Origin of the sequence: Amycolatopsis tucumanensis, assembly GCF_021654135.1 — a bacterium.
GTDB classification, from domain to species: Bacteria; Actinomycetota; Actinomycetes; order Mycobacteriales; family Pseudonocardiaceae; genus Amycolatopsis_E; species Amycolatopsis_E tucumanensis.
On the sequence record NZ_JAKGSD010000059.1, the window covers coordinates 15,503 to 32,273 of the forward strand.

Sequence of the window (16,771 nt, forward strand, 5' to 3'; positions counted from 1 at the left end):
GGCGGCCGGATACGCCGGCTCTTGCGGGGGCCGTCGAACCAGCCCGCCTGGGTGCGGCCCGCGGTGCTCGCGCTGCTGGCCGCGACCGCGGTGCTCTACCTGTGGAATCTGACCGCCTCCGGCTACGGCAACAGCTTCTACGCCGCCGCGGTCCAGGCCGGCAGCCAGGACCTGAAGGCCTGGCTGTTCGGCTCGCTGGACTCCGGCAACTCGATCACCGTCGACAAACCACCCGCCGCGCTGTGGGTCGCGGTGGCCTTCGCGCGGATCTTCGGCTTCTCCAGCTTCACCGTGCTGGCGCCACAGGCGCTGATGGGTGTCGCCTCGGTCGGACTGCTGTACACGACCGTGAAGCGGATGTCCGGACCCGTCGTCGGGTTGTTCGCGGGCGCCGCGTTCGCGCTGACCCCGGTGGCCGTGCTGATGTTCCGGTTCGACAACCCGGACGCGCTGCTGGTGCTACTGCTCGTGGCGGGCGCGTACTGCACGGTGCGCGCCACCGAGAAGGCGAGTGGGAAGTGGCTGGCGCTGGCCGGTGTCGCGATCGGGTTCGCGTTCCTGACCAAGATGATGCAGGCGTTCCTGGTGCTGCCGGCGTTCGCACTGGTGTACCTGGTGGCCGCGCCGGCCTCGCTGCGGCGTCGCCTGCTGCACCTGCTCGGCGCGCTCGTCGCCGTCGTCGTGTCGGCCGGGTGGTACGTCGCGCTGGTGGAGATCTGGCCCGCGTCTTCGCGTCCCTACATCGGCGGTTCGACGACCAACAGCCTGCTGGAGCTGGCGCTCGGCTACAACGGCCTGGGCCGGATCTTCGGCGGCGACGGCAACACGGGCGGAGGCGGCGGCGCCGGATTCGGCGGCAGCACCGGCCTGTTCCGGATGTTCAACTCCGCCTTCGGCACCGAGATCTCCTGGCTGCTCCCCGCCGCGGCGCTCGGCCTGGTCGCCGGGCTGTGGTTCACCCGCCGCGCGCCGCGCACCGACAAGACCCGGCTGTCGCTGCTGCTGTGGGGCGGCTGGCTGGTCATCACCGCGGGCGTGTTCAGCTTCATGAGCGGCACCGTCCACCCGTACTACTCGGTGGCGCTGGCCCCGGCGATCGCCGCGCTGGTCGCGATCGCGGGCAAGGCGCTGTGGCAGGGCCGGGCGAACTCCTCCGCCCGGGCGGTGCTGGCCGGCATGGTCGCGGTGACCGCGGTGTGGGACTACATCCTGCTCGCCCGCACCCCGGACTACCTGCCGTGGCTGAAGTTCGTGGTCGTCGCGCTCGGGCTGGTCGTGTCGACCGGGCTGCTGGCCGGGGCCACTCAGTTCCGGCGGATCGGCGCGGTGCTGATCACCGCCGCGGTGCTGGTGTTCGGGCTCGGCGGCGCGGCCTACGCGGTGACCACCGCGAGCGTCGCGCACAACGGCTCGACCCCGGCGTCCGGCCCGGGCAGCAGCGCGATGGCCGGCAGCGTGATGGGCGCCGGCCCGGGCAGGGAGACGTCCTCGGCGGAACTGACGACGCTGCTGTCGCAGACCACGACCAGGTGGGCGGCGGCGGTCAGCGGGTCACAGCAGGCCGCGAGCCTGGAGCTGGCGACCGGCAAGGCCGTCATCGCGATCGGCGGCTGGGACGGCAGCGACGACTCGCCGACGCTGGAGCAGTTCCAGGCCTACGTCGCCGCCGGCGAGATCAAGTACTACATCGCCGACGGGCAGGGCATGCGCGGCTCCGGTGAGACGTCGTCCAGCGAGATCCAGGCGTGGGTCGCCGCGAACTTCACCGCCACGACCGTCGGCGGCACCACGGTGTACCTGCTGAGCTCATAACTGGGCTTCACGCTGATCTCAGCCTGAGCACAGGCGGGCGGTCGACAGTGGAGGTATAACAGCACGAAGGAGGCCACCATGCACCGCCTCACCACCAGCCCCGTGTGGGCCACCGCGACCACCCGCGGCCCGCGTTCGGTGAACGCCGACGCCACCGCGGCCTACACCGACCCGAGCACCGGGGAGGTCGTGTTCGCCCTCGCCGACGGCGTGGGCGACGAGCCGAGCGCCGCGCGGGCCGCCCAGGTCGCCGTCGCCACCGCCGTCCAGGTGCCCGCGTCGCAGGGGCCTGCCGCCGCGCTGGCCGCGGCGCAGCGGGCGGTCCGCGCCGAGCCGGCGGGCGACTGCGTGCTGGTGGTCGCGACGCCCGTCGACGGCGGTTACCGCGTCGGGTGGGTCGGCGACGTGCGGGCCTACGCCTGGAACGGCGACTCGCTGCGGCAGCTGACCAGGGACCACACGCTGGCGCAGTACTTCCGCGATCGTGGCCAGGTGCCCACCCCCAGGATGGAGCACCTGGTCACGACCAGCGTGCGGACGGCGCGCCCGGACGAGTTCGGCCACGCCGACGCGAGGGGTCCCGCGGGGCTGCTGCTGACCAGCGACGGCGTCCACAAGGTCCTGACCCGCGCCGCGATGGCCGAGCTGCTGCGCGTGCCGTCGAACAGCGCGCAGGCGCTGGTGGACGCGGCGCTGGCGGCGGGCGGCCACGACAACGCGACCGCCCTGATGGCCGACCTGGCGCCCGCCCTGCCCGACCTGACCACCACCCCGCTGCCCACGGTCACCCCCGCCTGACAGGATCTCCGGATGACCACCGAGATCGTCGTTCCCGACCAGGCCTTCGTCGAGCGGCTGCTGGAGGAGATGGGGCTGGAGTACGGCCTCGACGAGGACGGCGATCTCGGCGCCCCGTGGGAGCACTTCCGGATGTACTTCGTGTTCCGCGGCGCGGACGAGGGACGGACCTTCGCCGTGCGCACCTTCTACGACCGCCGCCACGCGATCGAGGCCAAGCCGCACCTCCTGGAACTCCTCGACGACTGGAACCGCCGCACGCTGTGGCCGAAGGTGTACAGCCACACCGGCGACGACGGTGCGGTCACGCTGGTCGGTGAGGCGATGATGCTGATCGGCGCCGGCGTCACGGTGGAGCACTTCGTGACCACCACCGCCACCTGGATCCACGCGTCCGTCGAGTTCGACACGTGGCTCGTGGAGCAGCACCGCCTGCTCACCGACGAGACGTAGCACCCGTCACCCGCGGACCGGCGGCACCGCGTTGTCGCGGATCACGTCGGCGTAGAAGTGGGCGCTGCGCTTCATCGTGCGGACCTGCGTCCGGTAGTCCACGTGCACCAGCCCGAAGCGCTTCGAGTACCCCTCCGCCCACTCGAAGTTGTCCAGCAGCGACCAGTACGAGAACCCCCGCAGGTCGACCCCCTGCGCGAGCGCCGCGTGCGCCGCCCGCAGGTGGGCGGCCAGGAACTCGACCCGCTCGACGTCGTCGATCCAGCCGTCCGGCCGCACGGAGTCGTCGTAGGCCGCGCCGTTTTCCGTGACGTACAACGGCACCGCCGGGTACTCGCGGTGCACCCGCACCAGCGTCTCGGTCAGCCCCTCCGGCTGCACGAACCACCCCGAGTGCGTCACCGACGCCGCCGTGTCGGGCACGAACCCGATCCCGTCCGCGCCAACCCACTCCAGCCCGCCCGGCTCGACCCCTGGCCGCAGCGTGCCGGTGACCTCGTAGCCGCGGTAGTAGTTGATCCCCATCTGGTCGATCGGCGCCCCGATCAGCGCCAGGTCCCCGTCCCGCACGCAGGCGCCGAGGCCGAACGGCTCCAGGTCCGCCAGCAGGTCCTCCGGGTACCGCCCACGCAGCACCGGGTCGAGGAACAGTCGGTTCTGCAACCCGTCCACCCGCCGCGCCGCGTCGCGGTCCGCCGCCGACGACGGGTCCTCCGCCCGCACCGGGTACAGGTTCAGCGTGATGCCCGCCTGCGCCCGCGGCGCGCGCCGCCGGATCTCGGCGAGGCCGAGGCCGTGCGCGAGCAGCAGGTGGTGCGCCGCCGCGACCGCCGCGCGCGGCTCCTGCCTGCCCGGCGCGTGGATCCCCTTGGCGTAGCCCAGAAACGCCGAGCACCACGGTTCGTTCAGCGTGGACCAGAACGGCACCCGGTCGCCCAGCCGCTCGGCGGCCGACGCGGCGAACTCGGCGAACCGGTGGGCGGTGTCGCGTGCGGCCCATCCGCCGCGCTCCTCCAGCGCCTGCGGCAGGTCGAAGTGGTAGAGCGTCGCCCACGGGGTGATCCCCCGCTCCAGCAACGAGTCCACCAGCCGCTCGTAGAAGTCCAGCCCCGCCGGGTTGACCGCGCCGCCGTCCGGGCGCACCCGGGACCAGGCCAGCGAGAACCGGTACACCCCGAGCCCGAGTTCGGCCATCAGCGCGACGTCGTCCCGGAAGCGGTGGTAGTGGTCGGCGGCAGGCTCTCCGGTGTCACCGCCCGCGACCGCGCCCGGACGACGGCAGAACGCGTCCCAGATCGAGTCGGTGCGACCGTCCACAGTGGTCGCCCCCTCGATCTGGAAGGCCGCCGTGCTGACCCCCCACGCGAACCCGGGCGGGAACTCCAGCCCGGCGGTGACCTCTTCACCCAGAACCGACATGCTCACCCTTTCACCGCGCCCTGCATGATCCCGGACACGATCTGGCGCCCGAGCAGCAGGAAGACGATCAGAACCGGAATGGTCGCCAGCGTGGTCCCGGCCAGCACCAGCGAATAGTCGACGTAGTGGCCGCTCTGCAGCTTTTCCAGCGCCACCTGCACGGTGGGGTTGCCCGCGTCGAGCACGATCAGCGGCCACAGGAAGTCGTTCCACGACATCATGAACGTGAACATCGCGAGCACCGCGGCCGCCGGGCGGATCGCGGGCAGGCAGACGTGCACGAAGGTCCCGAACACGCTGCACCCGTCCACCCGCGCGGCCTCGATCAGCTCGTACGGCACGGCGTCCACGATGTACTGGCGCATCCAGAACACCCCGAACGCGGTGACCAGGTTCGGCACGATCACCGCCTGCAGGTGCCCGGCCCAGCCGAGCTCGGACATCATGATGAACAGCGGGATCACGCCCAGCTGCGTGGGCACCGCGAGCGTCACCACGATGAACACGAACAGCCCGTTCGAGCCGCGGAACCGCATCTTGGCGAAGGCGAACCCGGCGAGCGCGGAGAACAGCACGGTCGTCAGCGTCACCGTGCCTGCCACGATCACGCTGTTGCCCAGCGCCTTCCAGAACGGCACCGCGTCGAACACGCGGACGGCGTTGGCCCAGAAGTTCCCGCCCGGCAGCAGCGACGGCAGGTGGTCCGACAGCATGCCGGTGTCGCGGCTGGCCACCAGGAACGACCAGTAGAACGGGAACAGCGAACCCGCGACGAACGCGATCAGCGTGGCGTAGACGAAGAAGCGCGAACCGCCGCGCCCGCGCGGGAATCTCAGTGTGGTCATCGTTTCAGTCCCGTCGTCGCGGCGACCCGCCGGGTGATCAGGAAGTTGACCAGCGCGATGAGGACGATCAGCAGGAACAGCAGCCACGCGATCGCCGAGGCGTAGCCGAGGTCGAAGCCCTCGAACGCCGACTGGTACAGGTACAGCGTCAGGGTCTGGAACTGGTGCTGCGAACCGCCGTTGTTCGACCCGGGCATCGCGTCGAACAACTTGGGCTCGGTGAAGATCTGCAGCCCGCCGATCGTCGAGGTGACCACCACGAAGATCAGCGTGGGCTTCAGCATCGGCAGCGTGATGGAGAAGAACCGGCGGACCGCGCCGGCCCCGTCGACCACCGCCGCCTCGTACACGTCCCGCGGCAGCGCCTGCATCGCCGCCAGCACGATCAGCGCGTTGTAGCCGGTCCAGCGCCAGTTGACCATCGTCGCGATCGCCAGGTGGCTGGCGAACCGGTTGGCCTGCCACTCCACCCGGTCCAGCCCCACCGCCTCCAGCATCGCGTTGACCAGCCCGTACCGCGGGCCGAACAGGTTCGCGAAGATGATGCCGAGCGCGACGAGGCTGGCCGAGTAGGGCAGCAGGATCCCGACCCGCCAGCTCGCCGGGAAGCGCAGCCGCAGCGACAGCAGCGCCGCGAGCAGGATCGCGATCACCAGCTGCGGCCCGCTGGAGAGCACGAAGATCGAGATCGTGTTCACGACCGCGTTCCAGAACTGCGCGTCGCCGAGCAGCGTCACGAAGTTCTCCAACCCGACGAACTTCGGGTCGTCGTCGCCGATCTCCCAGTCGAACAGCGACACGTAACCCGTGTAGAGCAGGGGGAACAGGCCGGTCAGGCCGAACACCACGAAGAACGGCGCGATGTAGAGGTACGGCGAAAACCTGACGTCCCAGCGCGACAACCGTTGCCGCAGCGTCGGTCTCACCGGTTCCGGCGGCACGTCCTGCCGCGGTGGTTTTTCGGCCACAGTGGTCATCGGCCCGTTCCCCCTGCGCTCACTTCACGATCTTCTTGGCTTCGTCGACCACCTGCCGCCAGGCCTGGCCGGGTGGTGTCCCCTGCTCGACGGCCTGCAGCGCCGGGCTGGTGACGTTCTCCTGGATCTGGCCGTCGCCGGGACCCTTGTACTGCGCGCGGGTCACCTTCTTGGCCTGCTCGGAGTAGAGCTCGCCGACCTTGGTGTCGCCGAAGTACGGCTCGGTCTGCTGCAGCAGCTGCGGCGAGGTGAGCGCCTGCGTCTGGCTCGGGAAGTTGCCGCGCGCCTGGAACGCCTTGAGCTGCTGCTCCGGCGCGGTCAGCCACGCCGCGAACTCCGCGGCCTCCTTCGGGTGCTGGCTCTGCTTGGGCACCGTCAGGTACGAGCCGCCCCAGTTGCCGCCGCCGTTGGGGAACGCGTCGGTGACCGCCCACTTGCCCGCGTTGCCGGGACCGGCGTTCTCCTCGACCACGCCGAGCATCCACGACGGGCACACCGTGGTGGCGAAGGATCCCTGCTGGAACCCGGTCTTCCACTCGTTGCCGAACGCGATGAGCTTCGCGGACTGGCCGCGCTGGATGGCGCCGGTGATGCGGTCCCAGGCCGCCTTGATGCCCGGGTTCGTCTCGATGGTGAGGTTGTCGTTGCGGTCCAGGTAACCGGTTTCGAGCTGGTTGACCATCGAGTTGTACAGCTGCGAGGACGCGTCGAACCACGCCTTGCCACCGGTGCGCTGCACGTACTGGTCGCCGGCCGCGAAGTAGGACTCCCAGGTCGCGAAGAGCGACTTGACGCCCTCGGGATCGGACGGCAGGCCGGCGGCCTGCAGCAGGTCCTTGCGGTAGCACAGGGCCAGCGGGCCGATGTCGGTGCCGTAGCCGATCAGGCGGCCGTCGGAGTCCTTGCCCGCCTCGTACTTCCAGTTCAGCCACCGGTCCGGGGTCACGTCCTTGGGACCGATCTCGGTGAGGTCGTTGAACTTGGACGACTTGTCGATGATGTCGGAGAAGTGGCCCTCCTCGACCGCGACCACGTCCTCCAGCCCGTTGCCCGCGGCCAGCTTCGTGATCAGGTTCTGGTGGTAGGGGCCGCCCTCGCCGGTCTTGTGGTGGGTGATCTTGATGTTGGGGTGCAGGCGTTCGTACTCGGTGATCAGGTCTTCGTAGCCGAATTCGGTGAAGGTGCCGATGGACAGCTCGATCCGCCCGTCGCCGGACGTCCCGGACGAGCCGCCGCCACAGGCGGCCAGGCTCGCGCCCAGCACCGCCAGTCCGATCGCGAAGCTCACGCCCTTGTGAAGATGTCGCACGTCGATTCCCTAACTCGTGGGGTTCCAGGGAGGGAGATTATGGGAGCGCTCCCAGAACGGGCTTGAGTGTGTCCCTAGTCACGAGCCGTGTCAAGATGCGCTATTCTTGGAAGCGCTCCCATCGATGGCGGAAGGTGACCCGGTGACCGCACACGGCAACCACGACGGCCGACCGACGCTGGAGGACGTGGCCGCCTTCGCCGGGGTCTCGCGCTCGACAGCCTCCCGGGCGCTCAACGACGACCCCAACGTCAGCGCGCGCGCCCGGGAAGCGGTGCGCGCGGCGGCGGCCGATCTGGGCTATTCGCCGAACCAGGCGGCGCGGTCGCTGGTGACGCGGCGGACGGGCGCGGTGGCGGTGGTGCTGTCCGAGCCGGAGGAGGTCGTGCTCGGCGATCCGTACCGGACCGCGGTGATGCGCGCCGGGTACCGGGAGCTGGCGGCGTCCGGGGCGCAGATGGTGTTGATGTTCTGCGACGGCCGGGACGACTTGGCGCGGACGTTGCGCTTCCTGGAGGGCGGGCACGTCGACGGGGCGCTGGTGTTCGCGCCGCACCAGGCGGACCCGTTGCCGCGGGCGCTGCGGCTGCTGCGGCTGCCGGTCGTGTTCGGCGGCCCGGCGGGCGGGGTGGCGCGTGGCGTGCACGTGATCGACTTCGACAACGAGTCCGGCGCGCGGCTCGCGGTGGAGCACCTGGTTTCGCTGGGCCGCCGCCGCATCGCGACGGTCGCCGGCCCGCAGGACCAGACCGCGGCGGTCCACCGGTTGTCCGGATGGCGCAAAACGCTGGCCGACGCGGGGCTGGAGTCGGCGGGCCTGGCGGAGGAGGCGGACTTCACGCTGGACGGCGGCCGCGACGCGATGGACCGGCTGCTCGCACGGAAACCAGACCTGGACGCGGTCTTCGTGGCGAGCGACGTGATGGCCGCGGGCGTCTTGCAGTCACTGGGCGCCGCGAGCCGCCGCGTGCCCGCCGACGTGGCGGTCGTGGGTTTCGACGACCACCCGGCGCTGGCCACCGCGATGAACCCCCCGCTGACGACGGTGCACCAGGACCCGGCCGCCCAGGTGCGCCAGATGGTCGCCACGCTGACCGCCCTGCTGGCCGGCGAAACGATCCGCCCGCGGCGGCAGGTGCTACCGGTGTCGCTGAAACTGCGCGAATCGGCGTGAGCCGCCCCGGCCTCAGCCGGACCCGGCTCGCTCCCGTTCGTAGTGCCGGGCGGCTTTCGCCCGGTTGCCACACCCCGCCATCGAGCACCACCGGCGCGTGCCGTTCTTGGTCGTGTCGTAGAAGTGCAGCACGCACTTCGGGTGCGCCGCGCACCGCTTGATCCGCTCCGGCTTGCCGTCGACGAGTCCCAGATAGTCCGTCGCGGCGAGCCAAGCAGGCAGCCAGGCCGGATCATCGGTCGTGCCACGCGCCTCCGGCCCCGCTGCCCCGAGCCGGTAGCGCAGCGCCCCGCGCTCGAGGATCAGGTTGAGTTCGCGAGCGGCGTCCCGCCCGGCTTCGCCGTCGACCAGTGCCCGGAGAACTTCCCGCGTCTCACGCAGGGCTCCGCGCGTCGCCTCGTTCGCGACCGCCCGGTCCGCCAGGCCGGCCGAGTGCAGCCAGACGCCCACACCGTCGGTGGAGTCGAGCAGGTCCTCGGGGCCGTTCTCGCCGATCCAGTACGTGTTCAGCAGATCGAGGCACAGCGGCTCGCCGGTCAGCGGACGGGGATCTGACATGAGCCCATTCTATCCGGTCATCGACGAATAGGTGGTTGACACTGGATCGTATAACCGTCTAACTTCATTAAGACGGTTAGACCCCATCGAGGAGGAATCTCATGACCACTGCCACGATCAGCGCCGTTCAGACCGGCCACGTCGGTCTGAACGTGACCGATCTGGAGCGAGCGGTGCCGTTCTACACCCGGGTTTTCGGGTTCCAGGTGCAGGCGGAAAGCGGGAACGACGAGCGGCGCTGGGCTTTCCTGGGGCGCGACGGGCGGCTGGTGCTGACCCTGTGGCAGCAGAGCGAGACGCCGTTCCCGGCGTCCTCGGCCGGGCTGCACCACCTGTCCTTCCAGGTCGACTCGATCGACGAGGTGCGAGCGGCCGAGTCGGTGCTGCGCGAACTCGGTGCCGAGTTCCGCTACGACGGAGTGGTGCCGCACGGGGAAGGCATGAGCTCCGGCGGCATCTTCTTCACCGACCCGGACGGCATCCGCCTGGAGATCTACGCGCCGAGCGGCGCCGAGACCGCGGCCGCCCCCAGCGGCGAGGCGCCCACCTGCGGCTTCTTCTGATCCGCACCCTGATTCCGCGCTGAAAGGAGGCCGCTGTGGCGGTCGACGTCTACCACGAGGGTGAACGGGCCGCCCAGCGGCGCTCCGGCCTCCTCGACCAGGGCGGGTTCTCCGCCCGCGCGATCCAGCACGCGATCCCGGCGGTGGCCCGGGATTTCCTCGCCCGGCAGGTCATGCTCGTGCTCGGCGCCACCGACGCCGAGGGCCGGGTCTGGGCCACACTCCTGTCCGGACCGCCGGGGTTCCTGCGGGCCGAGGACGACACCACGCTCGCCGTCGCGGCGCTCCCGGCGCCCGGCGACCCGTTGCGCTCCCGGCTCGGCGAACCCGCACCGGTGGGCATGCTCGCGATCGAGGCGTCCTCCCGGCGCCGCATGCGGATGAACGGCCGCAGCACACCGGTCGCCGGCGGCTTGCGGGTCGCGCTCGAGCAGGTCTACGCGAACTGCCCGAAGTACATCCAGAAGCGGGAACCGCACCCGGAGCAGGCCGCGCCCGGCGAACCGGTCACCTCGTCCGCCCTGTCGCCGGACCAGCGGGAACTCCTCAGCCGCGCCGACACGTTCTTCGTCGCCACCGCCGACCGGGACGGCGACGCCGACGCTTCGCACCGCGGCGGCAACCCGGGCTTCGTCCAGGTGCTGTCCGACACCACGCTGCGCTGGCCGGACTACGTCGGCAATGCCATGTTCAACACGCTGGGCAACCTGGAGGTCAACCCGGCCGCCGGACTGTTGTTCCAGGACTGGGCCACGGGCACGACCCTGCAGCTCACCGGAACGGCGCGGACCGACTGGGGGCCGGCCGCGGCCGGCTCCCTGCCGGGGGCGCAACGGGTCGTCGACTTCACCGTCAGCGCCGTGGTCGAGATTCCCAGCGCCAGTCGCCTCCGCTGGAGCGCACCTGCCTTCTCCCGCTTCAACCCTCCCCTCCCCACTGCCTCATAGGACGGTCACGGTGCAAGTACACGTCGACCTCGCGGTGTGCCAGAGCCACGGCCAATGTGTCTTCGGCGCGCCGGACGTCTTCTCCTTCGACGACGACGACCAGCTCCGCTATTCGCCCTCCCCGCCGGAAGAACGGCGTGCGGACGTGATCCGGGCGGCGTCCGCCTGCCCGGTGCGCGCCATCACCGTCGGCCCGTCCGGCAGCGGAAGACCGGCGGCATGACCGCCGGTGACGCGGGCATCGTGGTGGTGGGCGCGTCCCTGGCGGGCCAGCGCGCGTGCGCCGCACTCCGCCGCCACGGCTACCGGGGGCGCCTGACCGTCGTCGGCGCCGAGCCGCATCTCCCCTACGACCGGCCACCGCTGTCCAAGGAGCTCCTCGCCGCGACCGCGGACGAGGCCGCGGCGGCACTGCCGGCCGCCGGGCTCGGGATCGATTGGGTGCTCGGACGGCGAGCCCGCCGGCTGGACGTGCCGAGCCGCACCGTCGAACTGGACGGCGGCGACGTCCTGCCCTACACCGGTCTGATCGTCGCCACCGGCGCCGCGCCGAACCCCTGGCCGGGAACGCATCCGCCGGAGGTCGGGGTGTTCCGCACGCTGGACGACGCACGGGCCCTGCGGCACCGGCTCGGCGGCGGCGATCGCCTGCTGGTCGTCGGGGCCGGTTTCCTCGGTGGTGAACTGGCCGCCGCCGCCCGGGGCCGGGGGACGTCCGTCGAGCTGGTCGAAGCGCAGCCGCAGCCGCTGCGCTCCGCACTGGGGCCGGTCGCCGGCGAGTTCGTCGCAGCACTGCACCGCGCGGCCGGGGTGTCCCTGCGGACGGGCACGCGGGTCGGCTCGTTCACCGGCGGCCACCGGCTGACCGGCGCGATCCTGTCGGACGGCACACGGGTGGCGGCCGACCTCGCGGTGGTGGCACTGGGCGCGTCGCCGCGCACCGGATGGCTCGCCGGCGCGGGCCTGCGCATCGACCGCGGTCTCGTCTGCGACCACCACGCACGAGCGCTCGGCATCGACGGGACGCCGGTGCCGGGCATCGTGGTGGCGGGAGACGTGGCCCGGTGGCCACACCCGTGGGCGGGGCCGGACGGCGCCGTGCTCGGCCACTGGACACACGCGGTCGAACAGGCCGAGGTGGCCGCCCGGACCCTGCTCGACCCGGCCCATCCCGCCACCTACCGCCCGGTGCCGTCGTTCTGGTCGGACCTCTACGGCGTCCGGCTCCGCGCCGTGGGTTTCCCCGCGTTCGCCGACACCGTCGAGGTCCACGAAAACGCCCCGGACGCCGGCAGACTCGACATCGCCTACCGGCGGGACGGCGAGCTGGTGGGCGCGCTGACCGGCAACCGCCCCGGCCGGCTGGCCGCCTACCGCGCCCAGCTGGCCGAGGCTCTCGGACGCGTGCCTGTCTGACCGACCCGACCGGGGGACCGTCCGATGTGGACGGCCTCCGTGACGGTCATCCCGTCGACCGGCGAGGCACGCGACGGCCGGTGTCGCTGAAGCTGCGCGAATCAGCGTAGGCCGTTGTCCACTCAGGACTGGGCCGGGCCGAGCAGAGCCGCGACGGCGGCGGCCGCCTTGGCCGCGTCGGGTTCCTCACCGACGATCAGATCGGCGTAGATGAACGACTCCGCGATGCGGGTCATCACGTACGCCGTGTCGTGCGCGGGCAGCGGCAGCCGCAGACCGGAATGGGCCTCTTCGGCGTGGAGCAGCCCTTCGAACAGCGCGATCACGCGGGTCTGGTGCACACCGGCCCGGGTGGTGAGCAGCCGCAGCGCGCGGTCACGCTCCCGGCGGAGGTAGGCCCGGAAGAACCCGGCGTCGATGATGGCACCGCTGAAGGCGTGGAACACCGACACGACCCGGGCCACCCCGGTCCCCTCGGCGCCGCGGACGGCGCCCTGCCAGGTCGGCAGGCACAGCGACCAGATCACCTCGGACAGCAACTCGTCGCGGTTGCCCACCCAGCGGAACAGGGTCGCCCGGTCGACCCCGAGTTCCGCGGCCAGCGCCCCCATGTCGACCCGCTCACCGGCGAGGAAGGTGCGGCGCGCCGCCCGCAGAGCCTGGCGCGGCCCGGCGTGGCGGCTCTCCTGTCCCGCGTAGAGCTCGCGGGACAGCCTGGTGAACGGCTCCCGGCGCGCGGACTCCAGCGCCGCGTCCGACGCCAGCCTGCTCCAGGACACGTCTGTGCTCACACCGGCACTCTACGTCGAGGGGACGCGGGCTGCAACATTTCTCAATGTGTTGCACCGACGCCGGCGCACGGTTATCGTTCCCGGCACCCCAAGTGGATCCGATGTGGACAGAAAGGCAGCAACGATGCGCCTTCACCGTGTTCTCGCGGCGGCAGCCCTGATCGCCGCAGCCATCGCCGTGCCGGCGCCCGCGGCCGCCGCACCGTCCTTCGCCCCGGTGGACCGCCCCGGACCGGAGCTCACCGTGCCCGCCGCGGAGCTCGCGAAGAGCATCACCTGCACGGCGAACGCCGCCGTGGCGACCGAAGACGTGGTGCTCTTCGTGCCCGGCACGACCCTGACCCCCCAGCAGGACTTCGGCTGGAACTGGTTCCGGGCGCTGGACCGGCTCGGCAGGCCCTACTGCGCGGTGACCCTGCCGGACCAGGCGATGTCCGACGCCCAGGTCTCCGCCGAGTACGTGGTCAACGCGATCCGGCACGTGCACCGGATCAGCGGACGCCAGGTCGACGTCGTCGGCCACAGCCAGGGCGGCACCGAACCCCGCTTCGCGCTGCGGTTCTGGCCCGACCTGCGGCCGATGGTCGACGACTACGTCGGACTCGGGGCGACCAACCACGGCAGCCTCGTGATCAACGCGATGTGCCCGCCGGTCCTCGGGTGCGCACCCGCGCTGTGGCAGCAGACGCTGAACTCGGCCTACACCAGGGCGATGAACTCCGGCCAGGAAACCTTCCCGGGCATCTCGTACACGGCGGTCTACACCCGCACCGACGAGTTCGTCCAGCCCAACCTCGACGACAGCGGCACCACCAGCCTCCGCGGCGGGGGCGGGCGGATCACCAACGTGGCCGTCCAGGACGTGTGCCCGGCGAATGTGGCCGGGGAGCACCTCGCCGTCGGCACCTACGACCCGACGGCGTACGCGATCGCGATGGACGCCCTGACGCATCCCGGTCCGGCCGACCCCGCACGCGTGCCCCGCGAAACGTGCGGACAGCTGTTCATGCCCGGAGTCGATCCAGTGCGGTTCGCGACCGACTACGCGGCGCTGACCGGTGTGATCGCCGAGCAGCTCGCCCTGCACGGCCGGGTGCCGGCGGAGCCGCCGCTCAAGCCGTACGTCTTCACCACCCGCTGACACGCGTTCCGGTCCCGCCCCCGGGGAGAGGGCGGGACCGGACGCTCACGCCCGGCCGCCGGACGGTCCGATGTGGACGACCTTCGTCACGGTCATCTCGTCGAGCAGCTCGGGCCCGTAGCCGAACCCCTCGCCGCTGGCCTTGCGCGGGTGGGCCGCCCCGGCGGGCGCGCCGCCGAAGACGTTGTTCACCTTCACCGTCCCGACGGGCAGTTCCCGCCACGCCCGCTGCGCGTGCGCCATTGACTCGGTCAGCACCGTCGCGGTGAGGCCGTACCGGTCGTCGGCCGCCTCTTCCAGCGCCTGGTCGAAGCTGTCCACCACGCGCACCGGCGCGACCGGCCCGAACGTCTCCTCGCTCAGCACCCGCATCGACGGCGTGCACCCGGCCAGCACGGTCGCCGGGTAGTGCGCACCCGGCCCGTCCGGCAACGTCCCGCCCGCCAGCAGCGACGCGCCCTGCGCCACCGCGTCCTCGACGTGCGAGTGCACGTGCTCGCGCTGCCGTTCGTCCACCAGCGGCGCCATCGGCACCTCGGTCGGGCGCTTGCGCGCCTCCGCCACCAGCGCGTCCAGGAACTCGTCGGCCACCGACCGGTGCACGTAGATCCGCTCCACCGACACGCAGATCTGCCCGGCGTTCGCGAACGCCCCCAGCGCGGCCTGCTCGGCCGCCCACTTCGGATCCACACCGGCGTCGACGATCAGCGCGTCGTTGCCGCCGTTCTCCAGCAGCACCTTCGCCCCGGTCCGCGCCGCGGCCACCGCCACCGAACGGCCGGTCGCCGTGCTGCCGACGTGCGCGATCACGTCGACGTCGGCGGACTCCGCGAGCTGCGCGCCCACCCGGCCGTCGCCGTCCACGCAGACCAGCACGTCCGCGGGCAGGTGCCGCGCGATCAGCTCGGTCAGCATCCGCCCCACGTGCGGGCACCGCTCGCTCGGCTTGTGCACGACGACGTTGCCCGTCGCCAGCGCCGCGCCGATCAGCCCGCACGCGACCGCGACCGGGTCGTTCCACGGCGTCAGCGCCACCACGAGGCCCCGCGGCCCGGGCACCATCAGGTCCGTCGCGTCCCAGCCGCCCTGCAGGCTGCGCCCGCGGTGGGCGGGCCCCAGCTCCGCGTACTGCTCCAGGGTCCCCGCGCCGGCGAGGACACCTTCGCGTGCCTCGTCCGGCAGCTTGCCGGTCTCGCGGTTGTTCATCGCGGCCAGCTCGTCGGCCCGCTCACGCAGCTCGGCCGCCGCGGCCTTCAACGCGGCAGCCCGCTCCCCCGCCGCGGTCCGCGCCCAGCCCGCGAACGCCGCCCGCGCCGCGCGCACCGCCTCGGCGACCTCTTCCGCGGTCGCGCTCGGCACGCGTCCCACCAGCTCACCGCTCGCGGGGTCGCGGACCTCGATGGCCGCGTCTTCCCGGGTCATCAGCTCAGTCATCGCACCTCCTGTCCGCGGTGCGAGTACCCCTGCTCCTCCTCCGCGACACCCGGCGGGCTCAGCCCTCGGCGATCTGCTGCGCCTTCGCGTAGGCCAGCTGCAGGAAATCGGCGCCGGTCAGAGCGGCCATCGCCGCCACGACCAGGCGCGTGACCCGGGGCGCGAAGACGTGGCCGACGGTGAACCCGGTCACCACCCACATGTCGAGGCAGAACGGGCAGCTGAGCAGCTCGCCGAGGCTGTGCCGCAGCCCGGAGGGCTTGCGCACCTCCTCCATCACCTCGGCAGGCCCGCCGGTGTCAGCGTATCGGGTGAACGGGGCGCGCAGGGGGCTGGTGACGGCGTCCTTGCTGATCGTGCGCGCCAGTTTGTGGGTACCCATCGCCATCAGGGCGATGTCGGACACCCGCAGGTCACGGGGCAACTTCCGGCCGGTGAGCAGAGCCGCGAGCACCGCCGTCGCCACGAGCGAGGTGTACACGAGCATGACGACGAGGTAGCCGCCCAGCGGACGGTCGTGGTTCCCCCGGTAGGCGTCGGCCTCCGCGCGACCCGCGGCGGCGAGGTCCCGGAGTCCGGCGTGCTGCGCCATACGCTCTCCTGATACTCGGCTGTTCGTGCGGCCACCGGGTACCCCCGAGGCCCACGGGCAACCGCCCGGCCGCGAAGGAGGAGAAATGCCGCACAAGTACCTCTTCCGACGCGCGACGCCCGACGACGCCGACGCGATCCGGGAACTCGTCCACGCCGCGTACGCGAAGTGGGTGGACCTCATCCGGCGCGAACCCCTGCCGATGCGCACGGACTACCGGCAGGCCGTCACCGCCCACCACATCGACCTGCTCTACGACGACGACCAGCTGGTCGCGTTGATCGAGATGATCCCGGCGGTGGACCACCTGCTGATCGAGAACGTCGCCGTGCGGCCGTCCGCGCAGGGCGCCGGTTACGGGCGACTGCTGATGCGGCACGCCGACCTGCTGGCCCAGTCGATGGGCCTGCCCGGCGTGCGGCTCTACACGAACGCCCTGTTCACCGAGAACATCCGCTTCTACCGGCGGCTGGGTTACCGGGTGGACCGCGAGGAGCCGTTCCTCGACGGCGCGCTGGTGCACATGAGCAAGGCGGTCTGAC

Annotated in this window: 18 protein-coding genes; 10 read left to right on the forward strand and 8 right to left on the reverse strand. The window is 71.8% G+C overall.

All coding sequences use genetic code 11. From position 1 onward, the window contains the following. Positions 1–21: 21 nt before the first annotated feature. From L2C96_RS37010 to L2C96_RS37020, 3 genes are all read left to right on the forward strand, one after another. Positions 22–1,812, forward strand: coding sequence for an ArnT family glycosyltransferase (locus L2C96_RS37010; RefSeq protein WP_237339502.1), 1,791 nt, complete (start codon positions 22–24; stop codon positions 1,810–1,812). A 78-nt stretch (positions 1,813–1,890) separates the two neighbouring features. After that, positions 1,891–2,610 (forward strand): PP2C family protein-serine/threonine phosphatase, encoded by a 720-nt coding sequence (locus L2C96_RS37015; RefSeq protein ID WP_237339503.1) that lies wholly within the window; start codon positions 1,891–1,893, stop codon positions 2,608–2,610. A 12-nt stretch (positions 2,611–2,622) separates the two neighbouring features. Continuing rightward, complete coding sequence (locus L2C96_RS37020; protein WP_020423305.1) at positions 2,623–3,063, forward strand: type III secretion system chaperone family protein; 441 nt, start codon at positions 2,623–2,625, stop codon at positions 3,061–3,063. Between the two features lie 6 nt (positions 3,064–3,069). Here the strand turns inward: L2C96_RS37020 and L2C96_RS37025 are convergent, their stop codons facing one another. From L2C96_RS37025 to L2C96_RS37040, 4 genes are read right to left on the reverse strand one after another with little or no spacing between them, the layout of a single operon-like run. Then, positions 3,070–4,482, reverse strand: a complete 1,413-nt coding sequence (locus L2C96_RS37025) for a GH1 family beta-glucosidase (RefSeq protein ID WP_237339504.1) — start codon at positions 4,480–4,482, stop codon at positions 3,070–3,072. A gap of 2 nt (positions 4,483–4,484) precedes the next feature. Next, positions 4,485–5,327, reverse strand: coding sequence for a carbohydrate ABC transporter permease (locus L2C96_RS37030; protein ID WP_237339505.1), 843 nt, complete (start codon positions 5,325–5,327; stop codon positions 4,485–4,487). Further along, complete coding sequence (locus tag L2C96_RS37035) at positions 5,324–6,304, reverse strand: carbohydrate ABC transporter permease (protein ID WP_020423302.1); 981 nt, start codon at positions 6,302–6,304, stop codon at positions 5,324–5,326. The genes L2C96_RS37030 and L2C96_RS37035 overlap by 4 nt, the downstream gene beginning before the upstream one ends. 19 nt (positions 6,305–6,323) lie before the next feature. Continuing rightward, positions 6,324–7,613: an ABC transporter substrate-binding protein gene (locus L2C96_RS37040; protein ID WP_237339506.1), complete on the reverse strand. Its 1,290-nt coding sequence runs from the start codon at positions 7,611–7,613 to the stop codon at positions 6,324–6,326. Between the two features lie 124 nt (positions 7,614–7,737). On the opposite strand from L2C96_RS37040, the gene L2C96_RS37045 reads away from it, so the two are divergent. Next, complete coding sequence (locus tag L2C96_RS37045; protein WP_237339507.1) at positions 7,738–8,787, forward strand: LacI family DNA-binding transcriptional regulator; 1,050 nt, start codon at positions 7,738–7,740, stop codon at positions 8,785–8,787. 12 nt (positions 8,788–8,799) lie between these two features. On the opposite strand, the gene L2C96_RS37050 is transcribed toward L2C96_RS37045, so the two are convergent. Continuing rightward, complete coding sequence (locus L2C96_RS37050; protein ID WP_237339508.1) at positions 8,800–9,345, reverse strand: CGNR zinc finger domain-containing protein; 546 nt, start codon at positions 9,343–9,345, stop codon at positions 8,800–8,802. 101 nt (positions 9,346–9,446) lie between these two features. Between L2C96_RS37050 and L2C96_RS37055 the strand changes: the two genes are divergently transcribed. From L2C96_RS37055 to L2C96_RS37070, 4 genes are read left to right on the forward strand one after another with little or no spacing between them, the layout of a single operon-like run. Beyond that, on the forward strand, positions 9,447–9,908 hold the full coding sequence (locus L2C96_RS37055; RefSeq protein WP_237339509.1) for a VOC family protein: 462 nt from the start codon (positions 9,447–9,449) through the stop codon (positions 9,906–9,908). 35 nt (positions 9,909–9,943) lie between these two features. Then, positions 9,944–10,855 (forward strand): pyridoxamine 5'-phosphate oxidase family protein, encoded by a 912-nt coding sequence (locus L2C96_RS45265; RefSeq protein ID WP_237339510.1) that lies wholly within the window; start codon positions 9,944–9,946, stop codon positions 10,853–10,855. Between the two features lie 10 nt (positions 10,856–10,865). Further along, entirely contained in the window at positions 10,866–11,078 is a 213-nt protein-coding gene (locus L2C96_RS37065; protein WP_020423296.1) for a ferredoxin, read from the forward strand. Continuing rightward, positions 11,075–12,271 carry an NAD(P)/FAD-dependent oxidoreductase gene (locus L2C96_RS37070; RefSeq protein WP_237339511.1) on the forward strand — a complete coding sequence of 399 codons (1,197 nt, stop codon included), beginning with the start codon at positions 11,075–11,077 and terminating at the stop codon, positions 12,269–12,271. The genes L2C96_RS37065 and L2C96_RS37070 overlap by 4 nt, the downstream gene beginning before the upstream one ends. 122 nt (positions 12,272–12,393) lie before the next feature. Here the strand turns inward: L2C96_RS37070 and L2C96_RS37075 are convergent, their stop codons facing one another. Next, a complete protein-coding gene (locus L2C96_RS37075; protein WP_308191220.1) occupies positions 12,394–13,062 on the reverse strand; it encodes a QsdR family transcriptional regulator in 669 nt (222 codons plus the stop codon). A gap of 124 nt (positions 13,063–13,186) precedes the next feature. Here L2C96_RS37075 and L2C96_RS37080 point away from each other — a divergent pair, with 124 nt between their 5' ends. Beyond that, positions 13,187–14,203: an esterase/lipase family protein gene (locus L2C96_RS37080; protein ID WP_237339512.1), complete on the forward strand. Its 1,017-nt coding sequence runs from the start codon at positions 13,187–13,189 to the stop codon at positions 14,201–14,203. A 45-nt stretch (positions 14,204–14,248) separates the two neighbouring features. On the opposite strand, the gene L2C96_RS37085 is transcribed toward L2C96_RS37080, so the two are convergent. Together L2C96_RS37085 and L2C96_RS37090 are read right to left on the reverse strand one after the other, a co-directional pair. After that, positions 14,249–15,637: an aldehyde dehydrogenase family protein gene (locus L2C96_RS37085; protein WP_237339513.1), complete on the reverse strand. Its 1,389-nt coding sequence runs from the start codon at positions 15,635–15,637 to the stop codon at positions 14,249–14,251. Between the two features lie 58 nt (positions 15,638–15,695). Next, the gene (locus L2C96_RS37090) at positions 15,696–16,229 is read right to left on the reverse strand and encodes a DUF1360 domain-containing protein (RefSeq protein ID WP_237339514.1); all 534 of its coding nucleotides are present in this window, start codon (positions 16,227–16,229) and stop codon (positions 15,696–15,698) included. An 85-nt stretch (positions 16,230–16,314) separates the two neighbouring features. Between L2C96_RS37090 and L2C96_RS37095 the strand changes: the two genes are divergently transcribed. Next, positions 16,315–16,770 carry a GNAT family N-acetyltransferase gene (locus tag L2C96_RS37095; protein WP_237339515.1) on the forward strand — a complete coding sequence of 152 codons (456 nt, stop codon included), beginning with the start codon at positions 16,315–16,317 and terminating at the stop codon, positions 16,768–16,770. Position 16,771: the final 1 nt, after the last annotated feature.